Here is a 26278-nt window from a genome sequence, read left to right as displayed (position 1 = left end):
GAATTAGTAATTTCCAATGATTAAAGCCAATTTACTTTCGGCATTTCGACATTTCTTTTGCAACGGCAATAGACTGAGGGTTTTCAGTTTTCTCTAATTCATGAATAATATTGCTGTAATTATGATCGTCGCGGTTTTGTGAAAGTTTTTTTGTGGCTTGAATTTTTTCAATTTCTATTTCAAAACCAAAAATCCCTCGTGCTTCACGCATTGTTTTTTCAGATAAATCTTCAACTCGAACAGGGTTTTGAGAATTAGCTTCGTATTTATCTACTAACTTTTTTAACTGTTCTACAGAAGTGTCATAATCTACAATTTTGATCCTTCCGTAAACATGCACAGCTATGTAATTCCATGTTGGTACATTTTCGTGATCGTACCAAGAAGAGGAAATGTAACTATGCGGACCATTAAAAACCGCCAAAACCTGATCGTTTTCTCTGAAACCTTCTGCCTGAGGATTCAGTTTAGAAATATGGCCCTGAAGTATTTCCTTTCCGTCAGCATTTATTTCAAGCTCAATCGGAATATGCGTCGCAAATAATTTTCCGTTAGTCTGATTAATCAGAATTCCGAAACTGTTTTCTTTCAAAAAAGTTCTGATTTCTTCAGGATTTTCATTTTTGTATAAATCTGGTGTATACATTATATGAGTCTATTTAAAGATTTTCCAAGACAAATTGCTTCTGGACGATCTATATATTTTCCGTAATTTGGAATTACATTATATCCTTGCTTTTGATAAAATTGAATAGCCATGTCATTTTTCAGCCTCGTTTCTAAAACTAAATTGGTGTATCCAATTTCTTTTGCTTTATTTTCTAAAAAAGCTAAAATCGTCTGTCCAATTTTCTTTCCAGGATATTTTGAATACATTCTTTTCACTTCGCCAGCGTTTGCATCAATTGGTCTGATTGCCCCGCAGCCAACAATTTCGTCTTCAATTTCTGCAGTAACAAATACAAAATTAGAATTGTTGTATTCCCAATCTGTAAAAGAATTTTTTCCATCGCTTCCAAAACGAAGATAAAGATTTGCTGATAATTCGTCGACGATTCCTAAAACTTTTTCATTGTTTGGATTTGTAATTTTTATAGAGATGAGTTCTGTCATTTTAATCTGGGTTTTCTTCTTCTTTCGGATTAAAAAAAACAGGTTTAACGCTTAACCATAAAATTAAAATTCCAATCAAAGCGGAAAGAACTCCGCCAATGATAAATTGCAATTTAAAATCATCTGAAAAGACAGATAAAAAAGAGTCAAATAAACGAGATAATATTCCTTTTCTAAAAAATTTAAATCGCATTATAATATACATCACTATCGCGGCTAAAATCGTGTTTAGAGGTGAAAGCTTATTTTTCCAATTTAGAAAAGAAACCAAAATAATTCCAGACAAAAATCCTAAAAAAATCCAGATATAAATACTAGGCCAAAAATTAAAAATATCTTCTTTGGCAGGAAATAATCTGTTCCAGCATTCTGAACTTTTGTCCTGAAAATGATTTACAGCGCAGATAAATTTTTCGGCTACGGTATAAAATCGTAATTGCAATATTCCATGAATCAGAAGAATGAGTCCAAGTACTTGCATTATGATTACTTTGAAGTTAAGCTTTTTCATTAAAAAGAAAATGGTTAAATAAAACTTTAAATGACATTCACTTCTGCTTCAATAGAAATGCCGAATTTTTCAAAAACAGTTTTTTGAACTTCTTTAGAAACGGCGAGAATTTCTTGTCCTGTTGCATTACCATAGTTTACCAAAACCAAGGCTTGGTTTTTATGAACTCCAGCGTCACCAAAACGTTTTCCTTTAAAACCTGCCTGTTCAATAAGCCATCCTGCAGGAACCTTTACTTCGGTTGGAGAAACTTCGTAAAATTTCATTTCTGGAAATTTCTGATGGATTTTTTCGAAATCAGATTTTAATAAAATTGGATTCTTAAAAAAACTGCCGCTGTTTCCTAGTTCTTTAGGATCTGGTAATTTGCTTTGTCTAATCGCGATAACAGCATTACTCACGTCTTTTAATGTGGGTTCTGAAATGTTGTTTTTAGCCAATTCTGCCAAAATATCCCCGTACGAAGTATTGATTTTATGATTTCGTTTGGTTAATTTAAAAACAACCGAAGTAATAATAAATTGATTTTTAACTTCATGTTTGAAAATACTTTCGCGGTAACCAAAATTACATTCAGTATTTATGAACGTTTTTATTTCCTGAGTATCAATATTCATAGCTTCGCACGAAACAAAAGTATCTTTAATTTCAGTTCCGTAAGCGCCAATATTCTGAACTGGAGTTGTGCCTACATTTCCAGGAATCAGCGACATATTTTCTAATCCGCCAAAATTATTGTCGATAGTATAAAGAACGAAATCATGCCAAGTTTCTCCAGCCTGACTTTCAACCCATACAAAATCGTCATCTTCTTTAATTATCTTTTTGCCTTTTAAGTCGATATGAATAACAAGAGCTTCAATATCTTTGGTCAAAAGCATATTGCTGCCACCTCCTAAAATAAATTTTTTCTGGTTTTTGTTTTCTTCTAAAATTGTTTTCAATTCTTCAACAGAATGAACAGCTACAAATTGTTTGGCTTTGGCTTCAATACCAAAAGTGTTATAGTTTTTTAAAGAAAAATTGGATTGGATTTCCATAAATAAAAGGCTTTTAAATCTGAGTTCAAAAGTATGAATTATAATTTTTGTTTTTACCGCAAAGGCACAAAGTTTGCCCAAAGTTCGCAAAGCTTAGCGTTCATAGCGTAAACCTTTTGCGAGCTTTGCGGTTCATTATTTTGAAAACAACTCATGATATTTCTCTGCAATAACCTTCATATTAATATCATAACTAGCATTTTCTTCCACAAATTTTCTATTTCGAATAATTGCCTGATTTCGAGATTCAGAATTTTCAAAAGACCAAATTAATTCTTCGGCTAACATTTCGATATTATCAACTTCAATTAATTGTCCGTTTTCTCGATGCGTAATCCAGCTTTGATTTCCCGGAATATTAGAAACTACAGGATAACAATTGCAAGCCATTGCTTCAAACAAAGAAGCCGAAACACCTTCGGTAATAGGCATGCTTATGTAAATATTCGATTGCTGCAATAATTGTGGGAGTTCTGTATTCGGAATTCTTCCTGTAAAAATAACTTTGCTTTCGATTTGTAAATCTTTGGCTAAATCTTTTAAAAACTGCAATCGGGTTCCGTCTCCAACAATCGTTAAGGTAAAATCGATTCCTTTTTGATGTAAAATTCCAAAAGCTTTTAAAATGGAATCGTGTCGGTATTCGGGTTGAAGCGAACGTGTTACAATTGCTTCAATTTTATTTGAATTATTTATTGAAGGAGAAAAAAGCGATAAATCAATTCCTTTAGGCATAACCAGAACTTTATTCATATCAACATCAATTTCTCTCATGTGAATTGTCATGACTGGACCCCATGCGTGAATTAAATGTGCTTTTTTGAAAGCGTATTTCTGAATGAATTTTTTAAAAGGATATAGAATAGAGTCTTCCGGCCATAAATCCGTTCGGCCTTGCTGTGCGATTGCAATGGTTTTAGAACCAGATATTGCAGCAAGAAAACCATAACTTGTAGTTCTTTCGGCAATAACCATATCTGGCTTTTCTTTTTTAATGATTTTTCGAATAGCAATGGGAGCGAATAAATATTCTAAAATACGTTTAAATCTTTGATTGTTTGCCGTTTGAAGTTCCCAAGTGATAATTTCAAAATCGCCAAATTCTTTCAAGCCTTTCATCCAAGTGATAGCATCGGCGCGGTAAGATTCTCCAAGAAAAAGTATTTTTCTTTTCATTCAGTTATTATTTTTTGTCACAGATTAAAAAGATTAAAAGGATTCGTCTTAATGTTGCCACGAATTTCACGAATTGACACTAATTAATTAGTGAAAATTTGTGTAATTAATTCGTCCGTTCGCTATCGCTCGGGTCGTGGCGAAAAAAATCACCTTATCTCTTTAATCTGTGGCAGATAAAATGAATTCGTGTCAATTTGTGAAATTCGTGGCAATTTTATCTTTTTTATTCCTCAGTTTCTAAGGCGCGATTAATAAAATCATTCAAAGGTTTTAAGGCAATCAGTTTTTGACTCATTTTAGAAACAAAATCTTTTTTGGTTACTTCAGAAATATCATATACTTGAGTTGCAGTATAACTTTTCAATTTTAAGAATTCAATTGCAGGATGGTCTTTTTCATAACCGCGAGGCATACTTTTAAGCGAATTGTTTTCGTTTATATCTAAATTCCCAAATTCTTTCTTGAAATCTTTGTTGTTTAAAATTTCTTCCAAATCATCCTGGAAAAATGCAATTTCTTTACGAACTTTTTTCAAATCTTCAGATTCAGGAGAATAAAATCCGCCGGCAATAAAACTTGCGCCTTTTTCGATATGCACATAATATCCTGCACGATTTGCGCCTTTTGCTCCAGTTGACATCCAAACGCCTAAATGAGCTTTGTAAGGAGATTTATCTTTAGAAAAACGAATATCACGGTTGATTCTAAAAGTACAGTTTTTAATTTCCAATAATTCTAAAGCAGGATCAAGCGGTTTCATCACATCCAAAAAATCACTCACCAATTGATGATAATCTTTTTTAAAGACTTCGTATCTCTTTTTGTTTTCCTGAAACCATTCGCGATTGTTGTTTTTCTTTAAATCGTCTAAAAATTGCAATGATTCTTTCGTTAGCATATATCTATGTTTTTGATTGAAGCTGTTTTTATGTTTGCCGCTAATTACACGAATTTACACTAATTTTTTAATTGCTTATCGTTCAATTTTGCCAAAGTTTTGAACTTTGTCAAAGTTTTTAATTAGTGAAAATTCGTGAAATTTGTGGCAAAAAAACTTTATAAATTAAATATTTTATAACTCTGATGTGTCGATTTCACAATCGCTTCTGTTCGTTCCGGGTGCGTGTCAGAAATAAAAAGCTGACCAAACGTTTCGCTGTTTACCATTTCTACAATTTTGGCTACGCGGGTTTCGTCCAGTTTATCAAAAATATCATCAAAAAGTAAAATAGGTTTGACGCCGCTCTGTTTTTTCAAAAACTCAAATTGAGCTAACTTTAAAGCAATCAGAAAAGATTTCTGCTGTCCCTGCGATCCGAATTTTTTTATTGGATGCGAATCAATTTCAAAAGACAAATCATCTTTATGAATTCCGACGGTAGTATAATGAAGCACGCGGTCTTTATTTATACTTTCCTGCAAAAGCGTTAGTAAGTCTTTTTGGTACAAATGACTTTCGTAAACCAATTGTACGCTTTCTTCAGATCCTGTTATTGCTTGATGGTGTGTATTAAATATAGGTATAAATTGTTCTAAGAAATCTTTTCTCTTTTCAAAAATCGATTTTCCATATTCATTCAATTGTTCATTATAGATAGACAAAGTGTCGTTGTCAAAAGTATGATTAAGGGCAAAATACTTCAAAAGTGCATTTCGCTGCACAATTACTTTTTGATATTGAATAAGCTGATGAAGATAAGTAGAATCTAACTGCGAAATAACGCTGTCCATAAATTTACGGCGCGTCTCGCTTCCTTCAATAATTAAATCTCGGTCGGCTGGCGAAATAATTACCAGCGGAACAAATCCAATGTGATCTGAAAATTTATCGTAAGCTTTTCCGTTTCGTTTTAAAACTTTCTTCTGTCCCTTTTTTAAACTGCAGACAATTTGTTCTGTACGATCGTTTTTTTCCAGTTCGGCATCAATCACAAAAAACTCTTCGCCATGTTTGATATTTTGAACCGCCAACGGATTAAAATAACTTTTTCCGTAGGCTAAATGATAAATAGCATCAAGCACATTGGTTTTTCCAATGCCGTTTTTACCCACGAAACAGTTGATCTTGATATCGAAATCAAAACTGGCTTCGGAAAAGTTTTTATAATTGAATAATGAAATTTTGTTTAAATGCATTTTTTTAGAAGACCTTATAAAAGATAAAGTTTAAAATTTTGTATCAATTTTTTGTTTTTTTCTTCTGATACAGATTAAAATGATTAAAAAGGATTTGTTATTTAGAACTTTAAAATCTGTGTCAATCTGCGAAAACATTGGCCGAAACAATATTTTTAGCTTTTAAAAAGTCGTTTTGAATTTGAGGGTGCAAATTATCGAAAATTATTGATATAATTGGCGTGGGAGCGGTTTGAAACCGATTTATTTTACTGCTTCCGCGAAAGGGCAGCTGAATAACAAAAATATTTTTTTTAAAATAGTGATAAAATTGAAATTTTTTACGTCGGTTTCAATAAAAATTTTATTTTTGCCGTTCACTAAATAATTTTTAAATGGCAACTTACAATAAAAGAGGATATAAGACACCAAAAGAGAAGGAAGTTAAAGAAGTTAACGAAGAAGCGCAGGTAGTTATTGACGAAAAAGACAGCACTACTGCTGGTGTTTTCTCAAAATTAGATGAGACAGCTTCAAAAACTGAGGATTGGGTGGCTAAAAATCAAAAAATCATTATTGGGTTAGTTGCAGGTATTGCAGTTGCTACAATTGGATATTTGGCTTACCAAAAATTCGTTGCAACTCCAAAACAAGAAGAAGCAGCTAGTGAAATGTTTGTTGCGCAGCAAAATTTTGAAAAAGCTGTAAACGGTGTTTCTAGCGATTCATTATACAAATTATCATTAAACGGTTCAGAAGGTAAATTCGGATTTATTAAAATCGCTGACGAATATTCTGGAACAGATGCAGGTAATTTAGCTAATTATTACGCTGGTATCGCTTATTTAAATACTGGTAAATTTGATGAGGCAATTAAATATTTAGGTGATTTTAAATCTGAAGATGTAATTTTAACTGCTTTGGCTAAAGGTGCAACAGGTGATGCTTATTCTCAAAAAAATCAGCAAAAAGAAGCTCTTGATTTTTATGTAAAAGCGGCTGAGTCTAACAAAAATGACTTTACTACACCTCGTTTCTTATTAAAAGCTGGAAAAACGGCTTTGGCTTTAGGTCAAAAGGAAGATGCCTTGAAATATTTTAATGATATTAAAGATAATTACGACAGTACTCCAGAATCAGCATCTGTTGATGCCTTGATTGGATTAGCACAATAAAAATTTTAGACTTTAGATTTAAGATTGTAGATTTGTATTTAAGAATCTATCCCGAGGCTTCGGGACGAAAATCAAAAAACTAAAATATTACAGATGGCTACTGAAAATAAAAATCTATCAGAATACGATAAAAACACAATCCCAAATGCGAAAGACTTTCGATTTGGGATTGTTGTTTCTGAATGGAATGATACCATAACAGAAGGACTTTATACTGGTGCTTATGAAGCTTTAATCGATTGCGATGTTCCTGCACAGCAAATTATCCGCTGGAATGTTCCGGGGAGTTTTGAATTGATCTACGGAGCAAAAAAAATGCTTCAAACACAAAATGTTGATGCTGTTATCGTAATTGGATGCGTAATTCAAGGGCAAACAAAACATTTTGATTTTGTTTGTGAAGGCGTTACACAAGGAATTAAAGATTTAAATGTTCAAACTGATATTCCGGTTATTTTCTGTGTTTTAACAGACAATAATATGCAGCAGTCTATTGACAGGAGCGGTGGAGTTCATGGAAATAAAGGAACTGAAGCTGCAATTGCAGCAATTAAAATGGCTTATATTCGTCAGCAGGCTTCTATAGCGCACGCATATAGTCAGCCCTTATTGGCTTCTGGAGCGATTCAAATTGAAGATTCGCCAAGAAAAATAGAAAACGAATAAAACACATTAGTTTTAAAAAATAGAAAACCTATACTGTGTAATAACGGTATAGGTTTTTTTGTTTTTTTTATGACAGTTCTTGTTCTGAAAGCCAATCAAAATTCACTAAATTTGTACTTCTTGGTTTATAAAAACTAATCTAAACTTTAAAACTATTTTTGCTTAATGTCGAGTATTATCCAATTGCTTCCTGATCACGTTGCTAACCAAATTGCTGCTGGAGAAGTGGTCCAAAGACCCGCTTCAGTTGTAAAAGAATTGTTAGAAAATGCTGTTGATGCAAAAGCAACTGACATTAAATTGATAATAAAAGATGCTGGCAAATCTTTAGTGCAGGTTATCGATAATGGAGTAGGGATGACCGTTACCGATGCACGTTTGTGTTTTGCACGTCATGCAACTTCAAAGATTCGTCAGGCAGAAGATTTGTTTGCTCTTGGTACAAAAGGTTTTCGCGGCGAGGCTTTGGCTTCTATTGCTGCGATTGCACACATGGAAATGAAAACCAAACAAGATCAGGACGAACTTGGGACACACATTGTAATTGAAGGAAGTAAATTTGTTTCGCAAGAAGTGGCGGTTTTACCAAAAGGAACTTCGTTTGCTGTTAAAAACTTGTTTTTTAATATTCCGGCTCGTCGTAATTTCTTAAAATCAGATACCGTTGAATTTCGCCATGTTATGGATGAGTTTCAGCGTGTGGCTTTGGCGCATCCAAATATTCATTTTAGTTTTTACCATAATGGAAGTGAAATGTACAATCTTCCTGCTGCAGGATACCGCCAGAGAATTGTGGGTATAATGTCTGGTAAAACCAATGAAAAATTGGTTCCTGTAAATGAAGATACCGAAATTATAAATGTTCAAGGTTTTGTATGCAAGCCTGAATTTGCTAAGAAAAATAGGGGAGAGCAGTTCTTTTTTGTAAACGATCGTTTCATAAAAAGCGGTTATCTGCATCATGCAGTAATGTCTGCTTACGACGGATTATTGAAAGATGGCTCGCAGCCAAGTTATTTCTTATATCTGCAAGTGCCGCCAAATACAATTGATATCAATATACATCCAACTAAAACTGAAATTAAGTTTGATGACGAACAAGCGTTATATGCTATTTTAAGAGCATCAATCAAACATAGTCTGGGGCAGTTTAACGTAGCGCCGGTTTTAGATTTTGATAGAGATGCCAACTTAGATACGCCTTATCATTATAAAGATATGGAGGTAGAAACGCCTACAATTCAAGTAGACGGGACTTTTAATCCGTTTACAGATGATAAAACTAATCAGCATTATAGTAAAGCGAGTACAGGATCTAGTTATAGTTCAGGAGCATCATCGTCGTCTGGATCTTCATATTCGAGTCCGTCCTATTCGGGTTATTCCAAAAGAGTGGAACCAACTGCAAGCTGGGAAAGTCTTTATGTTGGTTTAGATACAGAAAATCCTGAAAGTATAGAAAGTTCGCCTTTTACATTTGAAAATGAAGAAGTAACTTCTTCTTTGTTTAATGACGATGAGGTTGAACAGGCAACTCATAAAACCTATCAAATTCATAAAAAATACATTGTTTCGCCAATCAAATCAGGAATGATTATTGTTGATCAGCAAAGGGCTCATCAACGTATTTTGTACGAACAATTTTTGTTGAATATGACAGTAAATCAAGCGTCAAGCCAGCAATTGCTTTTTCCATTAGATTTATTTTATTCGGCATCAGAAATGGAATTAATTGAAGAATTAAAACCTTCACTAGAAACCACCGGATTTGTTTTCGATCAAGCAAAGTCAGATCATATTGTGATTTCTGGAATTCCAGTAAATATTACCGAAAGCGAAGTTTCTCTAGTAATCGAGCAGTTATTGAGCGATTTACAAGACGGAATTCCAGCAAATAGTTACAGTCAAAATGATACTATTGCTAAATCAATGGCGAAAAGTTTAGCGGTTAAAACGGGATCTTATTTAACCGAAAAAGAACAAGATAATCTGGTAAACGGTTTGTTTGCTTGTAAAGATCCGAATATTTCACCTTTTCAAAAACCAACTTTCATCACCATGCGTGTTGAAGATATAGATAAAAAGTTTGCATTATGATGAATATGACTCCAGTAGTTAAACAACTGCTAATTATTAATATTATATTTTTTATTGGATCTCAATTAGTGCCGGTTTCTTATGAATATTTGGCTATGTTTTTTCCAGAAAACCCAAATTTTAGAGCTTGGCAGCCAATCACGCATATGTTTATGCATGGCGGTATTATGCATATAGCGTTTAATATGTTTGCATTGGTTTCCTTCGGATCTGCTTTGGAGCATTTTTGGGGAGGAAAAAAATTCATCTTCTTTTATATTTCTTGTGGTTTAGGATCAGCTTTACTTCATACCCTTGTGAATTATTATTTTTTTCAGGACACAATGAGTACTTTGACCTCAAATGGTTTCGACAAAACCCAGATTTTACAGATTTTAGGTGAAGGAAAAATCGATACTAGATGGCAGAGTTTGGTAAGTGTTGCCCAATTTCAAGGATTTACTAGTGCTTACATTGGTACGGTCGTTGGTGCATCTGGCGCAATTTATGGATTATTGACCGCTTTCGCATTTATGTTTCCAAATGCAGAGTTGGCTTTATTATTTATTCCCGTTCCAATCAAAGCGAAATATTTTGTTCCAGGACTTTTGTTAATCGACTTGTTTTTAGGAGTTAAAGGGACTTCTTTATTTGGCGGAGGTGGTACTGGTATAGCACATTTTGCTCACGTTGGCGGTGCAATTACGGGTTTTTTAATGATGTGGTACTGGAAAAAAAATCAGTTTAATAACAATCGTTGGAATTAATTTTTAACTTTAAGTTTAAATTCTAAAACCAAAAGAAGTTTCTATGAATATTCTAGACGATTTAAAATTACAATATAGATTGGGGGGTATTGCCATGCGGGTTATTTATTGGAATATCGCATGTTTTATTCTTTCTTTGATTTTTTTCTATCAGTATTCAATCGGTCAATTTGATTTTCCAAGCTGGATAGCATTGTCGTCAGATCCTCAGGTTTTCATGTTTAAACCTTGGACTTTCTTAACCTATGCTTTTTTTCACGACGGATTTTTGCATTTGTTATTTAATATGATGGTTTTGAATTTTGCCAGTACATTATTCTTAACTTATTTTACTCAAAAACAATATTTAGGATTATATATTTTAAGTGCTCTTTTTGCTGGAGTTGCTTTTGCACTAAGTTTTTATTTGTCTAATATCAGCGGTTCTATTGTTGGAGCTTCTGCTGCAATAATGGCTATTTTAGTTGCAGCAACAACGTATTCGCCCTTAATGAATGTTCGTTTGTTTTTATTCGGAAATGTCAAACTTTGGCATATTACTGCTGTCATTTTAATTTTGGATTTAATGCAGTTTCGTTTAGGAAATATGGGCGGCCATATTTCGCATCTTGCTGGTGCTTTCTTCGGATTTGCTTATATTAAGTTATTACAAAACGGTACCGATTTAAGTATCATTGTTTCTAAAACATTAGACTTCTTTGTCAATCTCTTTAGAAAATCTCCTTCGTCCCCATTTACAAAAGTTCATAAAAATTACCAAAAACCTACACAGAAACCTACATCAAGAATTGTTACTAAAGACAAAACGCAGCAACAGATTGATGAGATTTTAGACAAAATCAGCCAGTCTGGATATGATTGTCTGACAAAAGAAGAAAAAGAGTTTTTATTTAAAGCTGGAAAATAACTTGTAGGAGAAAATATGAAAAACCTTTCTTGGTTTAATAAAATAATGTTCTTTCTGAATATAGTGCTTACTGTGCTCACATTTAGCGTTTATATTCTGCCTTTTTTAGCACCTAAGAGCTTTCCGCTTTTATCGGTGCTTACGTTGTTTATGCCGGCCTTTTTTGTGGCAAACGGACTGTTTTTTGTCTATTGGGCAATTCAGTTTAAAAAGCGCCTTATTTTATCTGGTTTGGTATTGCTGACAGGAATTACATTTATTAGTAAGTTCTATAAGTTTTCTGCGAAAGAATATATTCAGGACGAAAAAGATTTTTCTGTAATGAGTTATAATGTTCGTCTTTTTAATGTTTTTAAATGGCTGGACCGTGATGATATTCCCGATAACATTAAATCTTTTATAGACGAAAAAGATCCTGATATTTTATGTATTCAAGAATATTCAAATTCGGCCCACCTAGATTTAAAAGTGTATCCGCACCGTTATATTTTTATTGATGGAAAAAAGATAAAAACAGGCCAGGCGATTTTTTCTAAGTTTCCCATAATAAACGAGGGCAAGATTATTTTTCCAAAATCGGATAATAATGTAGTATATGCAGATATAAAACGCGGAAAAGATGTTATTCGTGTTTATAATATGCACTTACAATCTATTAAAATATCTCCAGATGTGAGTGAGATTTCTGATGATATTGATAATGTAAATCAAAAGAAATCACAACGTATTTATGCCAGAATCAGTAAAGGATTTACACAGCAGCAAGAGCAGGCAGAAATTTTTAAGGAAAATATCAAGCAGTGTAAAACTCCGTTTATTATCTGCGGCGATATGAATAATAGTCCTTTCTCTTATGTATATAGAAGTATAAAAGGAAAGCAAAAAGATGCCTTTGAAGAAGCTGGTGAAGGTTTTGGAGCTACTTATAAATTCCGTTATTATCCTGCTAGAATTGACTATATCTTCACGGATAGTAAAATGAAAGTAAAGCAATTTGAAAGCTTTTCAGATTTCGAAAATTCCGATCATTATCCTATTATGACGAGACTTTCAATGGAATAAATGATATAAAATTTCAATTTTTAAAATTCCAAATTCCAAATTCGAAAATCCAAAATTTGAATTTCAAAAATGAAAGCTGATTTTTCTATTTTAGATCTAATTTTTGGGTTTTCAAATAATCCATTGCAAATTTCCCTTCATTAAAAAGTAAATCCAAAACACTTAAATTATTGATGAAACCATGTTTGTCATCAAAAACCTGAGTGTATTTTTCGAAAGTATTAGTATCTTTTTTTCCGTTTGCCAAATATCTAAAATCAGCAAAATCTGGAGTTTCGGGAAAGTATTCAGTAGTTTTTCCAAATTCAAATTTTATTCTCAGACATTTTGTTACAATGTCTAAAACTTCAAAATTCAAATCCATTAAAAAAGTGTGCTTTTTCTCGAATATAGGAGCAATTTCATCTTCAAAGAACTCAAAGAAAGGAGAGCTTCTATAAGCGGCTTCAAGCGATTTAAAATGCTGTTTCTGCCAATCAAATTCGTTCTCAATTAAAACGTCTCTTGTTTTTTGATGCGCTTCTTTTGAATGCTTAACGGGAATATTTAATAATTGAATTCCATTCGGACTATAGATGTAAGTTCTATTTCTATTGGTCTGTTTCTGAAAATTATCTTCCATTTCAAATACAATTTTATCAGATTGAGCGATTACTGCAAAATGACTTATAGAAGGAAAATAAGTTGGAAGTATTAAGGAGTTCATTGTGATTTTAGTTTAATCGGTAAATCGTTTAATCGTACTTTTTGAAAACGATTAAACGATTGAATGTTTTTATTTGTCTAAATGTTTCAGGTTTCAAGTTTCAGGTTTTTTACGAACTTGAAACTTGAAACCTGAAACAAAAATAACTTTTTTAATTATGCTTTATTCTCTCTTCTTTTTCTCCATACAAAATCTCCAACGAAATATAATGCAAGGACGATTAAGAAATATTTAAAGTAAGATTGTGGCTGGCCTTCACCGTCAACTGTGGTGAAAACTCTATTCCAGCGAATTTTGTTGATGCCTTTTCCGTTAGTGTCCCAGCTCATCCAAATGAATACTGGTTTACCAACGATATGATTTTCTGGAACGTAACCCCAATAACGGCTGTCTTCAGAGTTATGACGGTTGTCTCCCATCATCCAGTAGTAATTTTGTTTGAAGGTGTAAGTAGTGGTTGGTTTTCCATTTATTAAAAATTTAGAACCTTGTAGCTCTAATGTATTTCCTTCGTAATTGGTAATGATTTCTTTATAAAATGGAAGTGATTCATTGTTCAATGCAACTGTTTTTCCAGCTTCAGGAATATAAATTGGGCCCATATTGTCCTGGCTCCATTTGTTAATATGCGGGAAAATTCTATTGTCATTAGATCTGTCAATTTTTCGTATTACAGCAGTAACACCCGGAGTGTTTTTGAATCTTTCAGCTCCAGCTTCTGTTAGTGAACCTAAATAAAGAGTATCTCTTTTCTCAGTTGTAAAACCTGCAGGATCTGTGATGTCTAATTCTTTAAAAAGACTTTCGAAATCAATAGGTGTTTTTCCGTCTAAAGCTACAGAATAAGAATATTGAGGTCTAGCTCTTTCTGGTAAAACTAATTTTTTGCCGTTAATAAAAACAAAACCATCTTTGATTGATAAACTGTCTCCAGGAATACCAACACATCTTTTTACGTAATTTGATTTTTTATCAATAGGTTTAATAACGCCTGGTCTTCCTTTTGGTTCAAAGAAATAACGAACGGTATCAACAGGCCAGTTAAAGACGACGATGTCAGATCGTTTTATTTTTTGAATCGCTGGAAGTCTAAAATAAGGTAATTGCGGCCAGCTTAGGTAAGATTTACTTTTGGTTAACGGAATAGAATCGTGAACCATTGGTAATGCTACCGTAGTCATTGGTACTCTTGGTCCATAATTTATTTTGCTCACAAATAAAAAATCTCCAATTAATAAAGATTTCTCTAAAGATGATGTCGGAATCGTGTAAGGCTGTACAACGTAAGTATGTACTAAAGTCGCTACTATAATAGCAAATAACAAAGAGCTTACTGTGTCTGCAGTTTTGTTTTCTGGGGTTAAACTTCTGTCTTTACGGTATTCTAATTTCTGAGTATAGTTTACGTAATAGATGTAAAAGCCTAATGTGAAAAGTCCAAGAAAAGTGTCTAAAGTAGATCTTTTGTTAAAAGTTCTTAAAGTTTCTACCCATACAACTGGAAACATAATCAAGTTGATAATTGGAATAAAAAGTAAAAACGTCCACCAAGTCGGGCGTCCGATCATTTTCATTAAAACGATAGAATTGTATACCGGAATTGCTGCTTCCCAGCTTTTTCTTCCTGCTGCCTGATACAATTTCCAAGTACCAAGAAAATGGATTATTTGAACAGCTAAGAAAAATACGAACCAAGAGTAAAGTGTCATAATATTGTATTTTAAGTTTCAAATTCAGGATTGAATCTAATTAATTCAAAGCCTTATTCGATTTATTGTAAGTTTAGTACATCTTTCATAGTGAAAATTCCCTGCTTGCCTGCAAGCCATTCTGCTGCAATAACAGCGCCCAATGCGAAGCCTTCGCGATTGTGAGCCGTATGTTTTATTTCAATGCTGTCAATTGCTGAATCGTAATTTACAGTGTGAGTTCCTGGAACTTCTCCAATTCGTTTTGCTTCAATGCGAATTTGCTTCGTCAGTTCGCTAGCGCTCGGGTCATTATCGTTAGCTTCGTCTAAAGTCCAGCCAGAGTAATTGCTGTTTTTTATAACGCCCTCTGCTAATGAAATTGCAGTACCGCTTGGCGCATCAAGTTTATGGATGTGGTGAATTTCTTCCATCGAAACTTTATAAGAATCAAATTGATTCATGATTTTTGCTAAATATTCATTTAATCCGAAGAAAATATTTACACCTAAACTAAAGTTTGAGCTGGAAATAAACCCAGTTTTTTTCTCATTGCAAAGAGCAATCATTTCGTCATAATGTTCTAGCCATCCTGTTGTGCCGGAAACTACTGGAACATTCGCATTAAAAGATGCCGAAATATTACTCACTGCTGCTGCTGGAACACTGAAATCAATGGCAACATCAGCTGTTGAAAGTCCGTCATAACTGCTGAATTCGTCTTTCTTTAAAACTATTTCATGACCTCTTTCTAAAGCAATTCTTTCGATTACTTTACCCATTTTTCCGTATCCTAAAAGCGCAATTTTCATTATGATTGTTTTTATTAATTTTTAAATAGAGAGTAATCTATTAAAATTTGTAATTAAAGGTTAGTCCAACGTTTGGTCTAAATGTTACATCGTTGGGATAAATTTCAGGACGCATTGATAGTCTTTCGTTTACGTTAAACTGAATCAAAGCAGCGTCGACATTGGCATCGATTATGTTTAGAACATAAAAACCTACAACAAACAAAGCAGATAAGTCTCTGTTTCGTTGGTAGAATTTTTGACCGGCAACAAGTCGGCTGTCGTCTAGAAATTGGTAGTCATCATCGTTATAGCCTTCTAGCCTTCGCTTGTAGGCATCACGATAATTGTGGTATTTTTTATTATTATCAATATAGAAATACAAACTTGTTCCGATTGCTCCGTAAACCAATGGAATTTTCCAGTATTTTTTATTGTATGCTTGACCTAAACCAGGTAGAATTGCAGAGTAAAAAGCTGCTTTTGCTGGTGTTAACGGATCTATCTCTTGTAATGCAGTGGTGTCTTTTACGACCAAAACCGTGTCTTTTTTTACCTGGGCAAAAAGAGAAACGGTTCCTGTTAGAAAGAACAATAGACCGATGGGGACAATTTTATTCACTATCCGTTTATTAATTTTATAATTCTGTTAAAGTCGGCTTCAGAATTAAAAGGAATTGTGATTTTTCCTTTTCCGTTGCCAGCGACTTTTACATCAACTTTCGCACCAAAATAATCGTTGAAAGTGTTTTTTTGTGTTTCTCTAATGGTAAATGCAGAGTCAGCTTTTGGTTTTCCTTCTGCTTTTGGCTGATTACCTTCGTGATAATTTTTTACTAGAGCTTCTGTTTCACGAACCGATAGATTTTGACTTACAATCTTTTGGTAAATATCAGTTTGAACATCTAAATCTTCGATATTGATAATTGCTCTACCGTGTCCCATGCTGATAAAACCGTCACGAATACCAGTTTGGATAATCGGGTCTAATTTCAACAGACGTAAATAGTTAGCAATTGTAGAACGTTTTTTTCCAACTCTTTCACTCATTTGTTCCTGAGTTAATTGAATTTCGTCAATTAAACGTTGGTATGATAATGCAATCTCAATTGGATCTAAGTCATGGCGTTGAATATTTTCAACCAAAGCCATAACCAAAGATTCGTTGTCGTTTGCAATACGGATGTATGCAGGTACATGTGTTAATCCTATTAAAGTAGAGGCACGAAGACGACGCTCTCCTGAGATTAACTGGTATTTATTGAAATCTAATTTACGAACAGTAATAGGTTGAATTACACCAAGTTCTTTGATAGAAGTGGCTAATTCGCGTAAAGATTCTTCATTAAAATTACTTCTTGGCTGAAACGGATTTATTTCGATAGCACTTATTTCAAGCTCTATAATATTTCCAACAACTTTGTCAGCATTTTTGTCTTCTACTGATGTAATGTCGTTTTCCGGATCTTTTAATAATGCTGATAATCCTCTTCCTAAGGCTTGTTTTTTAATTGCTTTTGTCATAAAAACTATTTACTGTTTTTCTTTATAATTTCTTGAGCAAGGTTAATATAATTAACCGCACCTTTGCTAGTTGCATCATAATTAATAATGCTTTCGCCAAAACTTGGAGCCTCGCTTAATTTTACATTTCGCTGAATCACTGTATCAAAAACCATATCGTTAAAGTGTTTTTGAACCTCTTCAACAACTTGATTAGATAAACGTAATCTCGAATCGTACATTGTTAATAATAAACCTTCGATATCAAGATCAGGGTTATGTATTTTTTGAATACTTTTAATAGTGTTCAATAGTTTTCCTAATCCTTCAAGAGCAAAATACTCACATTGAATAGGAATAACTACAGAGTCTGCAGCTGTTAAAGCATTCAAAGTTAGTAAACCTAAAGAAGGTGCGCAGTCGATAATGATATAGTCATATTCGTCTTTCACACTTTCTAATGCTTTTTTAAGCATGTATTCACGGTTTTCTTTGTCAACCAATTCAATTTCGATAGCAACAAGGTCAATGTGAGCAGGAATCACATCTACGTTTGGAGCTGTACATTTTAAGACGGCTTCTTTTGGTGTTATACTGTGTTCAAGGATTTGATACGTTCCAGCCTCAACTGTTTCTACGTCAATTCCAAGACCAGATGTAGCATTGGCTTGAGGATCAGCATCGATCAATAAAACTTTTTTTTCTAAAACACCTAATGAAGCGGCAAGATTTACTGATGTAGTAGTCTTTCCCACGCCTCCTTTTTGATTAGCAATAGCAATGATTTTGCCCATTTATTTTCTGAATTTTGAACCGTAAAAATACAATTATTTATGGTTTTTGAAAATCTATTTTGTTAACATTTATGAAAGTTTGTTTAACCGTGGTTTTATGGGTGTTAACAGAAATTAATTTTAGTTTTCAAAAGAGTTATTAATGGTGTTTTTTATTTATTAATTCACTTTTATGGGATTAAACCTTAGAAACGATTTTAATTTTAAACAAAACCTTTGTGTTTCTATTTTATAGTTTTAAAGATTCTGGTTTTAGACGTAGTTTTGAAATAGGTTAGTTTTGTAAAATTTCGATTGTAACATAAACTAAACCGCTCTTTTTATTAGAAGCAATATCCATAAAAGCTCTTTTACTAAGGTCGATTTCTCTTCCTTTAATAAAGGGTCCTCTGTCAGTAATTTCTACTACAACACTTTTTTTATTTATTTCGTTTGTGATTTTTAGTCTTGTGCCGAAGCGGAATGTTTTATGTGCGGCGGTCAGATCATTATTGTTGAATTTTTTGCCACTCGCTGTTTTTCTTCCATTAAATTTATCATGATAATAAGAAGCGTGGGCATTTTTTTTATATAGCACACTTTCTATGGTTGATGCACATGAATCAATAGGAGTGATGTTTTTCTGCTGTGCGGCTGTTGCGATAGAAAAAACCAAGGCAGTAAATAGTATAATCTCTTTCATGTTATTTATTTTCTTTTCCATTGCGGGCAAAAAAAAGCTATTAAAGAAAAATAGATATGTTCAAGAAGGTTTATTTATGTCAGAAAAAGACATTTTTTTTAGATTTTGTAGTGTTTTTGATGAGAAAATTGAGAATAAGAATGAGGATGAAGCTTAAAGATTATTGCTATTTTGGGCTTTCTAAAATTATTACTATTACGATCTATCAAACCACAAATGAACATTCTTATGATTAAAAAAGTTATCTCATTATTTGCATCTTTTCTTTGTATTTTAATTCTATCCAGTTTTGTTTCTCCTAATCAAAAAGTACAGCACAAAATTGTTTATAACAAAAAGAAACATACAATGACTTTGTCATGGTCGGCTTTCGGTTCTTCGGGAAATTATATCGTTACAAGAGGAGGAAGTCGTTTGGCATCGGACTTTGTAAATGTGGGTTCAACTTCTAAATTGATATTTACAGATAATAAGCCAAATAAAGATAAATACGAAAACTATTACAAAGTTACTCGTGATTCTATAACAGTCATAATTTCATTAGAAAACCAAATGTTTGGCGATAATATGTATTTCTATGACAGAAAATATGAAAAAGCTGAAACAGCAAGAAACGAAATTAATTCGCAGTTTCCTGCTATCGGTCTAGGTGGAGAAAATGGTGAATGGACAACAAAACGTCAGGCATATTATTTTAAAGCAAATATTGATGATCAGACTTATGATTCTGGCGGATCTGGTTCTGCATCATCGGCAGAAGCTAATGCAATAGAGTTAGGTTTCTATTCTCATATTGGAGGTTTAGGCAAAGTACCATCAGATGTTAAGCTGGGATCTATATTTACGAGGCCTCATCTTTCGGGAGGAGCAAATGCCACCTGTACATTTTGGCGTTCTGTAGAAAATGCAGCTGTAATGCGAGATTTTGCCTGGACAGTTTCTCAATCAACAAGTGCGCGAAGAATGCTGATTGAAAGTACTTCGAAATATATTTCAGATGTTGGAAATACTAACTTTTGGGGCAGCGGCGGTTTTATTGCAGATACACATTACACATCGTCCAGACCAAATTGGGGCGGACAGCAGCAATGGTATACTAGAAACGCTGTTTTTCCTTCTGGTTCGGGAGCTATGGGTGGTTCATACAATATGGTTTGGCAAGGCTGTATCAATCCGCCAAAAGAAGATGATTCGAATTCTCCAATTCTTACTACGCCTATTATTAGAGAAAAGCCTTTTCTCTTTATAGATAATGATGGCGAATACAAAGTATTTGTTCCAGCATGGCAAAAGGATAAAGTGGGAGTTTCTTGGTCGTCAACAGATATGGGTAAGGGTAAAGGTCAAGATTTGATTACAAGCTGGTATATTGCCAAAGAAGGTGATACTGATATGGAAATCAATAAGGCATTAAAAGAAGGCAGGAATATTTTTTTTACGCCAGGACATTATTCTTTGAATGCCCCGATTCAGGTAAATAGGAAAGACGCCATACTTCTGGGTGCAGGAATAGCTTCGGTGACGTTAGAACCTACGGAGAAAAATATTTGGGGTTGTATTTATGCAGATGACAAGGACGGAATTATCATTTCAGGACTTCTGATGGATTCATTTAATAGTACAACTTATCAAGTTCGTATTGGGGATGAAGGAGCTAATGCAGACCATTCTGCGAATCCTATATTACTTTCAGATATTACTTGTAGAGTAGGCGGGGTTCAGTCAAAAAATATTCAGATACATGCTTCAATGCAAATTAATAGTAATAATGTAGTGGGCGATCATTTCTGGTTATGGCGTGCAGATCATGGTTTACAGAAAGGCGGCGATGTTCGATGGATAAGAGACAGATGTAAAAACGGACTTATAGTAACTGGAGATGATGTTACACTTTATGCTTTATTTACCGAACATTACCAAGAATATGAAGTGTTATGGCTGGGAGAACGCGGCAGAGCTTATTTTTTTCAAAATGAGCCTCCATACGATGCGCCAAACCAAGCAAGCTGGAGCAGTCAAGGAGGCAGAGTTGATGGTTTTGCAGCATTTAAAGTAGCAAACATTGTAGAAGAACATCGCACTATTGGAATGGGGTCTTATGCAGTTTTTACAGGAACTGATGGAAATGTGAACAAGAAAAATGGTTTTGAAATACCTAATAGTCCAAATGTAAAATTGGAGAAAATGTGCACCACTCGTTTTGCAGGACCAGGAAATATTCAAAATGTTATTAATAGTACAGGTGGAAGTACAGCAACTGGCGCAAAACGTGTGGCATTATATAATAATGGAGAAGGTACACACCCTTATGATGAGGAATTTAATTTGCCTGATCGTGAATCGTATCCTGCTTACATTAAGATGGAAAAATGAATGAGGTATAGATTTTTTTTTTAATATTAATAAAACATAGCCCACGGTTTCAACCGTGGGAGACGAAATGTGATTTTATATAATGTGTCCCCGTGGTTGAAACCACGGGCTATGTTTTGAAATGTAATAAATTTTGAAATTCTGGAATATTGATATTACAATTTTGATATTCAGTTTATTGCAAAAAAAAAAGTCTTTCCAAGTAAATGAAAAGACTTTTGTCGGGGTGGCAGTCCCGAAAGCTTTCGGGAGAACCTGTGGTATTCCCGATCACAATTGGGACGTGATAACCGTTCATTTTTTAATTAAAGTTTATTGCAAAAAAAAAAGTCTTTTCAAGTAAATGAAAAGACTTTTTGTCGGGGTGGCAGGATTCGAACCTGCGGCCTCCTGCTCCCAAAGCAGGCGCGATAACCGGGCTACGCTACACCCCGATTGATGTATTGTGATACTGCCCGAAAGCGGATGCAAAGATATAAATTAATTTTGTTTACAAAAGGAAAAAATGAAAATAAATAAAACTTATTTTGACATAGTTATTTAGGATTTATTTTAGCTCTAATTTTTTATAATAAAGTTTACATTTGCAACTGAAAAAAACTATAGATACTATGTCAAATACAATTGAAAAAATTAAATGCCTAATTATAGGTTCTGGTCCTGCAGGCTATACTGCGGCAATTTATGCAGCCAGAGCAAATATGAATCCAGTATTATACCAAGGAATGCAGCCTGGTGGTCAATTGACTACAACTAATGAGGTTGAAAATTTTCCAGGGTATGTTGATGGAGTTACAGGACCAGAAATGATGGTTCAGTTACAGGAACAAGCAAAACGTTTTGGTGCTGATATTCGTGATGGCTGGGCAACAAAAGTTGATTTTTCTGGCGATATTCATAAAGTTTGGATTAACGATTCAATCGAATTACACTGTGAAACTGTAATTATTTCGACAGGTGCTTCGGCTAAATATTTAGGATTACCTTCAGAACAACACTATTTAAATATGGGTGGCGGTGTTTCTGCTTGTGCTGTTTGTGATGGTTTCTTCTACAGAAATCAAGATGTTGTAATTGTTGGAGCAGGTGACTCAGCTTGTGAAGAAGCACATTATTTATCTAAACTTTGTAAAAAAGTAACGATGTTAGTAAGAAGCGAAAAATTCAGAGCTTCTAAAATTATGGAAGAACGTGTTCGTAAAACTGAAAATATCGAGATTTTAATGAATCATGATACTGTTGAAGTTTTAGGAGATAACAATGTGGTGCATGCTATTAAAGCATTAAACAAAACTACTGGTGAAGTTATCGAAATTCCTGCAACAGGTTTCTTCGTAGCAATTGGACACAAACCAAATACAGATATTTTTGCAGATTATATTACACTTGACGAAACAGGATATATCGTAAATACTCCAGGAACATCTAAAACAAATGTTGATGGTGTTTTCGTTGCGGGTGATGCTGCAGATCACGTATACCGTCAGGCAATTACTGCTGCAGGTACAGGATGTATGGCTGCATTGGATGCTGAGAGATATTTAGCATCTAAAGAGTAATTTTTTTAGTCACAGTATTCAGTCACAGTACTTAGTCAAGTACTTAGTCTCAGGAATAGACTTATAATTAAATTAAAAAAGTCCCAATCAATTAAGATTGGGACTTTTCATTTATATGCTTGTCAGATTCTAACAACTGAAAACTGTCACTGAGACTGAAAACTTGAATCTTATTTAGCCTTCTTAAACAACTTAGCTTCTTCAGAAAAACGTGTTAATGTTATAGCAGGACTTCCTAAAAGCGAAATTTCTGCTTTGTCTCCAACTGCTAAGGAAAGCGTGGTATCAGCAAAAATAGTTCCTACGGCATAATTCTCAGCAGTAACATTAGCATCTTTCAAGGTGAATTTTGCTCCTGTAAAAACAGAATTATTATCTAATCTGATGGTTGCTTTTTCGGCAATTCCTTCAATTGCAGCATTTGCTTTTTGGTACAAATCACATTTAAATTTAATCGCAGAAACCAATGTTTTTATAGAAGCATTTTTACTCAATTGTAAACTTCCTTCTTCCGCTTTTAAATTCAATTCTGTTTTCGATTTATCATCAGCAATTAAAGTGAATTTTTTGGCATTAACATTTAAAAACAACTTAGAATAGTCAACACAATTCATTGTAAGATCATCTAATTGCAGTTCTTGAATTGCATAAACCACAGCTTCATTTTTAGTAATAACTTTATTTAATGATTTAGTGTAAGTAACTCGAACAGATAACTTTTTAAAAATAGTCGATTCTTTGTTGGTATACAATCGCAGTGTTTTTTCTCTTAAATCCATCCCAATGATATCGTGCAGATTATCATCGGCTTCAATTTTAATTTCGTTTTTCTCTCCTTGGTCCAAATAAACTTCCAGATTATCATCGACTTCAATGGCGTCAAAACTACCAACTTCTTTTATCGAAGTCGTTACAACTTTAGAACCTTTAACTTTTTCTCTCTTTTGAGCGAATGTTAATGTTGTAACTAATAATAATAGGAGCAGCGCTGTACTTTTTTTCATTAATTCTAGATTTGATTTTGACAAATATAAAAAAATCATCCACTTATGATGAATGATTTCTTTTATATTTAACAGTTAATCTGTTTTAGCTTTTGCTGATGTTTCCTCCAGAGCTTGCTTCTTTTTCGATTGTTTTTGGAGAACCAGTATAATTTATATTTCCTCCGCTTGAAGCTTTTGCTTTTAAGGCTACGATTGGACGAACATTAATTGTTCCTCCGCTTGACGCTTGTGCTTCGACATCATTTGCTGCCAACTTATCTGCTTCAATACTTCCTCCGCTTGAAGCCGAAGTGCTTAGGCTTAAAGCTTTACCTTCAAGAGTAACAGAACTGCCGCTTCCAGAATCTACAGAGATCTTATCAGATTCAATATTAACCTGCATCGATGCTGCGCTAGAAGTTTCTAAAGTAATATTTTCTCCTTCGATAACATTTTTGCTTTGAACAGATGAAGCGCTTGAAGCTTCAATTTTATCAATTACCGGCATTTTTACTGTTACTTTCTTCATCGTAATGTTGCGGAAAGAACTGAATTTACAGCTTATTACCAATGTTCCGTTTTCAACTTTCGTTACAATTTCTTTTTGCAGATTATCATCGGCTTCAACAGTAATTTCTGTAGCATCAGATTGTTCGATTACTAAGTCAATAGCACTGCTTACTGAAACGTTTTTAAAATCTCCTTGAACCGTTCTTTTTTCTGTTGTAACATTGCCGCTTCCTTCAATTGAATTCATGTTTAAATTACAAGAAGCAAATAATAATGCGGTTACAGTGGCAATTACAAATTTCGTAATATGAATGATTATTTTTATCATGGCTTAGTTTATTTTGATTATAACTCCGTTTTTGTCAGTGGTTAGCTTTCCTTTTGTTTTTTTTCCGTTTATAACTTCTTTTCCGTTAATTTTAACCGAAACTTCATTTATAGTATCATTGTCTACTGAATCATTTTCATAATTATTTTCGTAATCATTTTCATAATCATTGTCGTTGTTTTCTTCTACAGGACAGTTTAGACATCTTACTTTAGAACCTTCAACTTTATAATTGTAATCTCCGTCATAGTTTAAGTTAAAGAAATCATCATCAGAATTATAGTAATCTCTTACTGAAGAATCTGGTTTAATTAATTGTCCTTCTGGTACGTATAAATAAATATCAACTTCTTGTCCTCTAAATTTGTTTTTAACATCTGTCAGAAAATAGTTATCCAAAATTAAATGATTTCCGCTAATTTGAAACTTATAATTAATTTTTTCTGCTCTTTTTTTAGCATTTGTAAAAGAATTACCTCTTGCCGTTTTTTCTACCTGAATAAATGGAGCAGCTTCATCGGTGCGTAAGATGTGTAAACGAACGTCGTTTGAATAAATCAATTCGTTGTTTGCAGAATCCTGTACAAATTCGAAATCTCTGTAGTGATTCAGACTTTTTGCGTAATAGTCACTGTATTTGAACTTGATAAATAATGTATCAGCTGGTTTGATTCCGAAAGCTTTTTTCTCTATGACTTTATTGTCGTATGAAATTTCAGTTGCCTGTTTGATTCCGATACTGGTAAGAATTGCAATAGAAATAATCCAAACTGCTAAAAGTGTATATTTTGTAATGTTTCCAATTGATTTCAAGTTTGGAGACAACAATTTAAATCCTAAAAGCGTTAAGAAGAAAAATGGGATTCCAACGGCAAAGAACATTAATAGACCGAATGACCAAAGAGGATATTCTGTAAAGTTTCCTGCTTCAACAAAATTCTGCCAAGGAAAATCAATAAAGATGTTAGTGCCTAAAGTAAAAACCCCAATCAATAACATTATTAAGGTAGAAATTCCTGAAATGATTAGAACAACTCCTAAAAATTTAGCAAAAATTTTAAAAACCGTCATAACAAAGTCTCCAAATGAACTACTTATTCTCCCAGCTCCCGACTTTACTTGGTTTCCCATCTTGTCATAATCTGCATTTTTGAATTTATCAGATAATGATTCAATTTCTTCGCGAACTTTTTTTTCGATGTTCGAAATTGTTACCGGTTCTCCTGTCATCTCTAATTTTTCTGTAGTTGTAACTGCTTCAGGAGTTACAATCCAAAGAACGAAATAAGCTAAAATTCCAGTTCCAAAACCTGCAAAAACGAAGATCAAGAATATGATTTTGATCCAAACAGCTTCAATTCCAAAATAATGTCCTAAACCTGTAGCGACACCACCAATCATACCTTTTTCTTTATCGCGGTATAATTTTTTGTGTTTTCTAGTTCCAAAATCATTATGAGATTGATTGGTGTTTTCCTCGTCTTCAATTCGGTAATCTTCTGGTTGTCCCATCACCGTAATCACTTCGTCAACATCTTTCAGTCCAACAACATGTTTTTCGCTTTTTTGTTTTTCTGTTAATAATTCAGAAACACGCATTTCGATATCTTTAATAATTTCATCTTGTCCAGAAGAGTTGTTTAGAGATCGTTTTATTGCGTCAAAGTAGCGTGTCAATTTTAAGTATGCGTCTTCATCGATATGAAAAAACATCCCGCCTAAGTTAATATTTACTGTTTTGTTCATG

General features: G+C 33.5%; 25 protein-coding genes and 1 tRNA gene. 8 read left to right on the top strand and 18 right to left on the bottom strand.

Annotated elements, in window-relative coordinates; all coding sequences use genetic code 11:
* Window positions 1-31: 31 nt before the first annotated feature.
* From BSF42_RS06165 to BSF42_RS06135, 7 genes are all read right to left on the bottom strand, one after another.
* Entirely contained in the window at window positions 32-646 is a 615-nt protein-coding gene (locus tag BSF42_RS06165) for an FMN-binding negative transcriptional regulator (RefSeq protein WP_095952231.1), read from the bottom strand.
* A complete protein-coding gene (locus BSF42_RS06160; RefSeq protein WP_095952230.1) occupies window positions 646-1113 on the bottom strand; it encodes a GNAT family N-acetyltransferase in 468 nt (155 codons plus the stop codon). Before BSF42_RS06160 ends, BSF42_RS06165 begins: the two co-directional genes overlap by 1 nt.
* Before the next feature lies 1 nt (window position 1114).
* Window positions 1115-1624, bottom strand: coding sequence for a hypothetical protein (locus BSF42_RS06155; RefSeq protein ID WP_141248434.1), 510 nt, complete (start codon window positions 1622-1624; stop codon window positions 1115-1117).
* Between the two features lie 26 nt (window positions 1625-1650).
* On the bottom strand, window positions 1651-2664 hold the full coding sequence (gene murB, locus BSF42_RS06150; RefSeq protein WP_095952436.1) for a UDP-N-acetylmuramate dehydrogenase: 1014 nt from the start codon (window positions 2662-2664) through the stop codon (window positions 1651-1653).
* Between the two features lie 135 nt (window positions 2665-2799).
* Entirely contained in the window at window positions 2800-3840 is a 1041-nt protein-coding gene (locus tag BSF42_RS06145; RefSeq protein ID WP_095952228.1) for a glycosyltransferase, read from the bottom strand.
* Between the two features lie 226 nt (window positions 3841-4066).
* The gene (locus BSF42_RS06140; protein ID WP_095952227.1) at window positions 4067-4741 is read right to left on the bottom strand and encodes a DUF2461 domain-containing protein; all 675 of its coding nucleotides are present in this window, start codon (window positions 4739-4741) and stop codon (window positions 4067-4069) included.
* A gap of 158 nt (window positions 4742-4899) precedes the next feature.
* Window positions 4900-5979: a DNA replication/repair protein RecF gene (locus BSF42_RS06135; protein ID WP_095952226.1), complete on the bottom strand. Its 1080-nt coding sequence runs from the start codon at window positions 5977-5979 to the stop codon at window positions 4900-4902.
* Window positions 5980-6353: 374 nt separating this feature from the next.
* Here BSF42_RS06135 and BSF42_RS06130 point away from each other — a divergent pair, with 374 nt between their 5' ends.
* The 6 genes from BSF42_RS06130 (at window position 6354) to BSF42_RS06105 (ending at window position 12611) form a co-directional block, all read left to right on the top strand.
* Window positions 6354-7133 (top strand): tetratricopeptide repeat protein, encoded by a 780-nt coding sequence (locus BSF42_RS06130; RefSeq protein ID WP_095952225.1) that lies wholly within the window; start codon window positions 6354-6356, stop codon window positions 7131-7133.
* Window positions 7134-7226: 93 nt separating this feature from the next.
* Window positions 7227-7799, top strand: a complete 573-nt coding sequence (gene ribH / locus BSF42_RS06125; RefSeq protein WP_095952224.1) for a 6,7-dimethyl-8-ribityllumazine synthase — start codon at window positions 7227-7229, stop codon at window positions 7797-7799.
* Between the two features lie 165 nt (window positions 7800-7964).
* A complete protein-coding gene (gene mutL / locus BSF42_RS06120) occupies window positions 7965-9896 on the top strand; it encodes a DNA mismatch repair endonuclease MutL (protein ID WP_095952223.1) in 1932 nt (643 codons plus the stop codon).
* Window positions 9893-10642 (top strand): rhomboid family intramembrane serine protease, encoded by a 750-nt coding sequence (locus BSF42_RS06115; protein ID WP_095952222.1) that lies wholly within the window; start codon window positions 9893-9895, stop codon window positions 10640-10642. Before mutL ends, BSF42_RS06115 begins: the two co-directional genes overlap by 4 nt.
* A gap of 43 nt (window positions 10643-10685) precedes the next feature.
* Window positions 10686-11549, top strand: a complete 864-nt coding sequence (locus BSF42_RS06110) for a rhomboid family intramembrane serine protease (RefSeq protein ID WP_095952221.1) — start codon at window positions 10686-10688, stop codon at window positions 11547-11549.
* 15 nt (window positions 11550-11564) lie between these two features.
* On the top strand, window positions 11565-12611 hold the full coding sequence (locus BSF42_RS06105) for an endonuclease/exonuclease/phosphatase family protein (protein ID WP_172426646.1): 1047 nt from the start codon (window positions 11565-11567) through the stop codon (window positions 12609-12611).
* A gap of 85 nt (window positions 12612-12696) precedes the next feature.
* Here BSF42_RS06105 and BSF42_RS06100 read toward each other — a convergent pair whose 3' ends face one another.
* The 7 genes from BSF42_RS06100 to BSF42_RS06070 form a co-directional block, all read right to left on the bottom strand.
* The gene (locus BSF42_RS06100; protein ID WP_095952220.1) at window positions 12697-13317 is read right to left on the bottom strand and encodes a WbqC family protein; all 621 of its coding nucleotides are present in this window, start codon (window positions 13315-13317) and stop codon (window positions 12697-12699) included.
* 155 nt (window positions 13318-13472) lie between these two features.
* Entirely contained in the window at window positions 13473-15026 is a 1554-nt protein-coding gene (gene lepB, locus BSF42_RS06095; RefSeq protein WP_095952219.1) for a signal peptidase I, read from the bottom strand.
* Window positions 15027-15088: 62 nt separating this feature from the next.
* Window positions 15089-15817 (bottom strand): 4-hydroxy-tetrahydrodipicolinate reductase, encoded by a 729-nt coding sequence (gene dapB, locus BSF42_RS06090; RefSeq protein ID WP_095952218.1) that lies wholly within the window; start codon window positions 15815-15817, stop codon window positions 15089-15091.
* 40 nt (window positions 15818-15857) lie between these two features.
* Window positions 15858-16418, bottom strand: a complete 561-nt coding sequence (locus BSF42_RS06085) for a DUF5683 domain-containing protein (RefSeq protein ID WP_095952217.1) — start codon at window positions 16416-16418, stop codon at window positions 15858-15860.
* Window positions 16418-17320, bottom strand: a complete 903-nt coding sequence (locus BSF42_RS06080; RefSeq protein ID WP_095952216.1) for a ParB/RepB/Spo0J family partition protein — start codon at window positions 17318-17320, stop codon at window positions 16418-16420. The genes BSF42_RS06085 and BSF42_RS06080 overlap by 1 nt, the downstream gene beginning before the upstream one ends.
* Before the next feature lie 5 nt (window positions 17321-17325).
* Complete coding sequence (locus tag BSF42_RS06075) at window positions 17326-18093, bottom strand: ParA family protein (RefSeq protein ID WP_095952215.1); 768 nt, start codon at window positions 18091-18093, stop codon at window positions 17326-17328.
* A 274-nt stretch (window positions 18094-18367) separates the two neighbouring features.
* A complete protein-coding gene (locus BSF42_RS06070; RefSeq protein ID WP_095952214.1) occupies window positions 18368-18775 on the bottom strand; it encodes a septal ring lytic transglycosylase RlpA family protein in 408 nt (135 codons plus the stop codon).
* A 228-nt stretch (window positions 18776-19003) separates the two neighbouring features.
* Here BSF42_RS06070 and BSF42_RS06065 point away from each other — a divergent pair, with 228 nt between their 5' ends.
* Entirely contained in the window at window positions 19004-21148 is a 2145-nt protein-coding gene (locus BSF42_RS06065; protein ID WP_095952434.1) for a hypothetical protein, read from the top strand.
* A 359-nt stretch (window positions 21149-21507) separates the two neighbouring features.
* Here the strand turns inward: BSF42_RS06065 and BSF42_RS06055 are convergent.
* Window positions 21508-21582 (bottom strand) — tRNA-Pro (locus BSF42_RS06055).
* Window positions 21583-21759: 177 nt separating this feature from the next.
* Here BSF42_RS06055 and trxB point away from each other — a divergent pair.
* The gene (trxB, locus tag BSF42_RS06050; RefSeq protein WP_095952212.1) at window positions 21760-22707 is read left to right on the top strand and encodes a thioredoxin-disulfide reductase; all 948 of its coding nucleotides are present in this window, start codon (window positions 21760-21762) and stop codon (window positions 22705-22707) included.
* 170 nt (window positions 22708-22877) lie between these two features.
* Here the strand turns inward: trxB and BSF42_RS06045 are convergent, their stop codons facing one another.
* The 3 genes from BSF42_RS06045 to BSF42_RS06035 form a co-directional block, all read right to left on the bottom strand.
* A complete protein-coding gene (locus tag BSF42_RS06045; RefSeq protein WP_253250996.1) occupies window positions 22878-23711 on the bottom strand; it encodes a GIN domain-containing protein in 834 nt (277 codons plus the stop codon).
* 85 nt (window positions 23712-23796) lie between these two features.
* Window positions 23797-24531 (bottom strand): head GIN domain-containing protein, encoded by a 735-nt coding sequence (locus BSF42_RS06040; RefSeq protein WP_095952210.1) that lies wholly within the window; start codon window positions 24529-24531, stop codon window positions 23797-23799.
* Window positions 24532-24534: 3 nt separating this feature from the next.
* A complete protein-coding gene (locus BSF42_RS06035; protein WP_095952209.1) occupies window positions 24535-26277 on the bottom strand; it encodes a PspC domain-containing protein in 1743 nt (580 codons plus the stop codon).
* Window position 26278: the final 1 nt, after the last annotated feature.

Source organism: Flavobacterium sp. ACN6 (assembly GCF_002304005.1).
Classification (GTDB): domain Bacteria; phylum Bacteroidota; class Bacteroidia; order Flavobacteriales; family Flavobacteriaceae; genus Flavobacterium.
The sequence above is the reverse complement of the archived record's forward strand: the minus strand, read 5'-3'. Positions and strand labels throughout refer to the sequence as shown.

What these genes read in the sequence shown, in the direction of transcription:
- BSF42_RS06070 (WP_095952214.1), bottom strand. Translation starts at nt 18,775, where the DNA reads ATGAAAGAGATTATACTATTTACTGCCTTGGTTTTTTCTATCGCAACA.
- BSF42_RS06130 (WP_095952225.1), top strand. Translation starts at nt 6,354, where the DNA reads ATGGCAACTTACAATAAAAGAGGATATAAGACACCAAAAGAGAAGGAA.
- BSF42_RS06080 (WP_095952216.1), bottom strand. Translation starts at nt 17,320, where the DNA reads ATGACAAAAGCAATTAAAAAACAAGCCTTAGGAAGAGGATTATCAGCA.
- BSF42_RS06165 (WP_095952231.1), bottom strand. Translation starts at nt 646, where the DNA reads ATGTATACACCAGATTTATACAAAAATGAAAATCCTGAAGAAATCAGA.
- murB (WP_095952436.1), bottom strand. Translation starts at nt 2,664, where the DNA reads ATGGAAATCCAATCCAATTTTTCTTTAAAAAACTATAACACTTTTGGT.
- BSF42_RS06145 (WP_095952228.1), bottom strand. Translation starts at nt 3,840, where the DNA reads ATGAAAAGAAAAATACTTTTTCTTGGAGAATCTTACCGCGCCGATGCT.
- BSF42_RS06100 (WP_095952220.1), bottom strand. Translation starts at nt 13,317, where the DNA reads ATGAACTCCTTAATACTTCCAACTTATTTTCCTTCTATAAGTCATTTT.
- dapB (WP_095952218.1), bottom strand. Translation starts at nt 15,817, where the DNA reads ATGAAAATTGCGCTTTTAGGATACGGAAAAATGGGTAAAGTAATCGAA.
- BSF42_RS06110 (WP_095952221.1), top strand. Translation starts at nt 10,686, where the DNA reads ATGAATATTCTAGACGATTTAAAATTACAATATAGATTGGGGGGTATT.
- BSF42_RS06105 (WP_172426646.1), top strand. Translation starts at nt 11,565, where the DNA reads ATGAAAAACCTTTCTTGGTTTAATAAAATAATGTTCTTTCTGAATATA.
- BSF42_RS06045 (WP_253250996.1), bottom strand. Translation starts at nt 23,711, where the DNA reads ATGAAAAAAAGTACAGCGCTGCTCCTATTATTATTAGTTACAACATTA.
- BSF42_RS06140 (WP_095952227.1), bottom strand. Translation starts at nt 4,741, where the DNA reads ATGCTAACGAAAGAATCATTGCAATTTTTAGACGATTTAAAGAAAAAC.
- mutL (WP_095952223.1), top strand. Translation starts at nt 7,965, where the DNA reads ATGTCGAGTATTATCCAATTGCTTCCTGATCACGTTGCTAACCAAATT.
- BSF42_RS06115 (WP_095952222.1), top strand. Translation starts at nt 9,893, where the DNA reads ATGATGAATATGACTCCAGTAGTTAAACAACTGCTAATTATTAATATT.
- BSF42_RS06065 (WP_095952434.1), top strand. Translation starts at nt 19,004, where the DNA reads ATGATTAAAAAAGTTATCTCATTATTTGCATCTTTTCTTTGTATTTTA.
- BSF42_RS06135 (WP_095952226.1), bottom strand. Translation starts at nt 5,979, where the DNA reads ATGCATTTAAACAAAATTTCATTATTCAATTATAAAAACTTTTCCGAA.
- BSF42_RS06075 (WP_095952215.1), bottom strand. Translation starts at nt 18,093, where the DNA reads ATGGGCAAAATCATTGCTATTGCTAATCAAAAAGGAGGCGTGGGAAAG.
- ribH (WP_095952224.1), top strand. Translation starts at nt 7,227, where the DNA reads ATGGCTACTGAAAATAAAAATCTATCAGAATACGATAAAAACACAATC.
- trxB (WP_095952212.1), top strand. Translation starts at nt 21,760, where the DNA reads ATGTCAAATACAATTGAAAAAATTAAATGCCTAATTATAGGTTCTGGT.
- BSF42_RS06160 (WP_095952230.1), bottom strand. Translation starts at nt 1,113, where the DNA reads ATGACAGAACTCATCTCTATAAAAATTACAAATCCAAACAATGAAAAA.
- BSF42_RS06040 (WP_095952210.1), bottom strand. Translation starts at nt 24,531, where the DNA reads ATGATAAAAATAATCATTCATATTACGAAATTTGTAATTGCCACTGTA.
- BSF42_RS06155 (WP_141248434.1), bottom strand. Translation starts at nt 1,624, where the DNA reads ATGAAAAAGCTTAACTTCAAAGTAATCATAATGCAAGTACTTGGACTC.
- BSF42_RS06035 (WP_095952209.1), bottom strand. Translation starts at nt 26,277, where the DNA reads ATGAACAAAACAGTAAATATTAACTTAGGCGGGATGTTTTTTCATATC.
- lepB (WP_095952219.1), bottom strand. Translation starts at nt 15,026, where the DNA reads ATGACACTTTACTCTTGGTTCGTATTTTTCTTAGCTGTTCAAATAATC.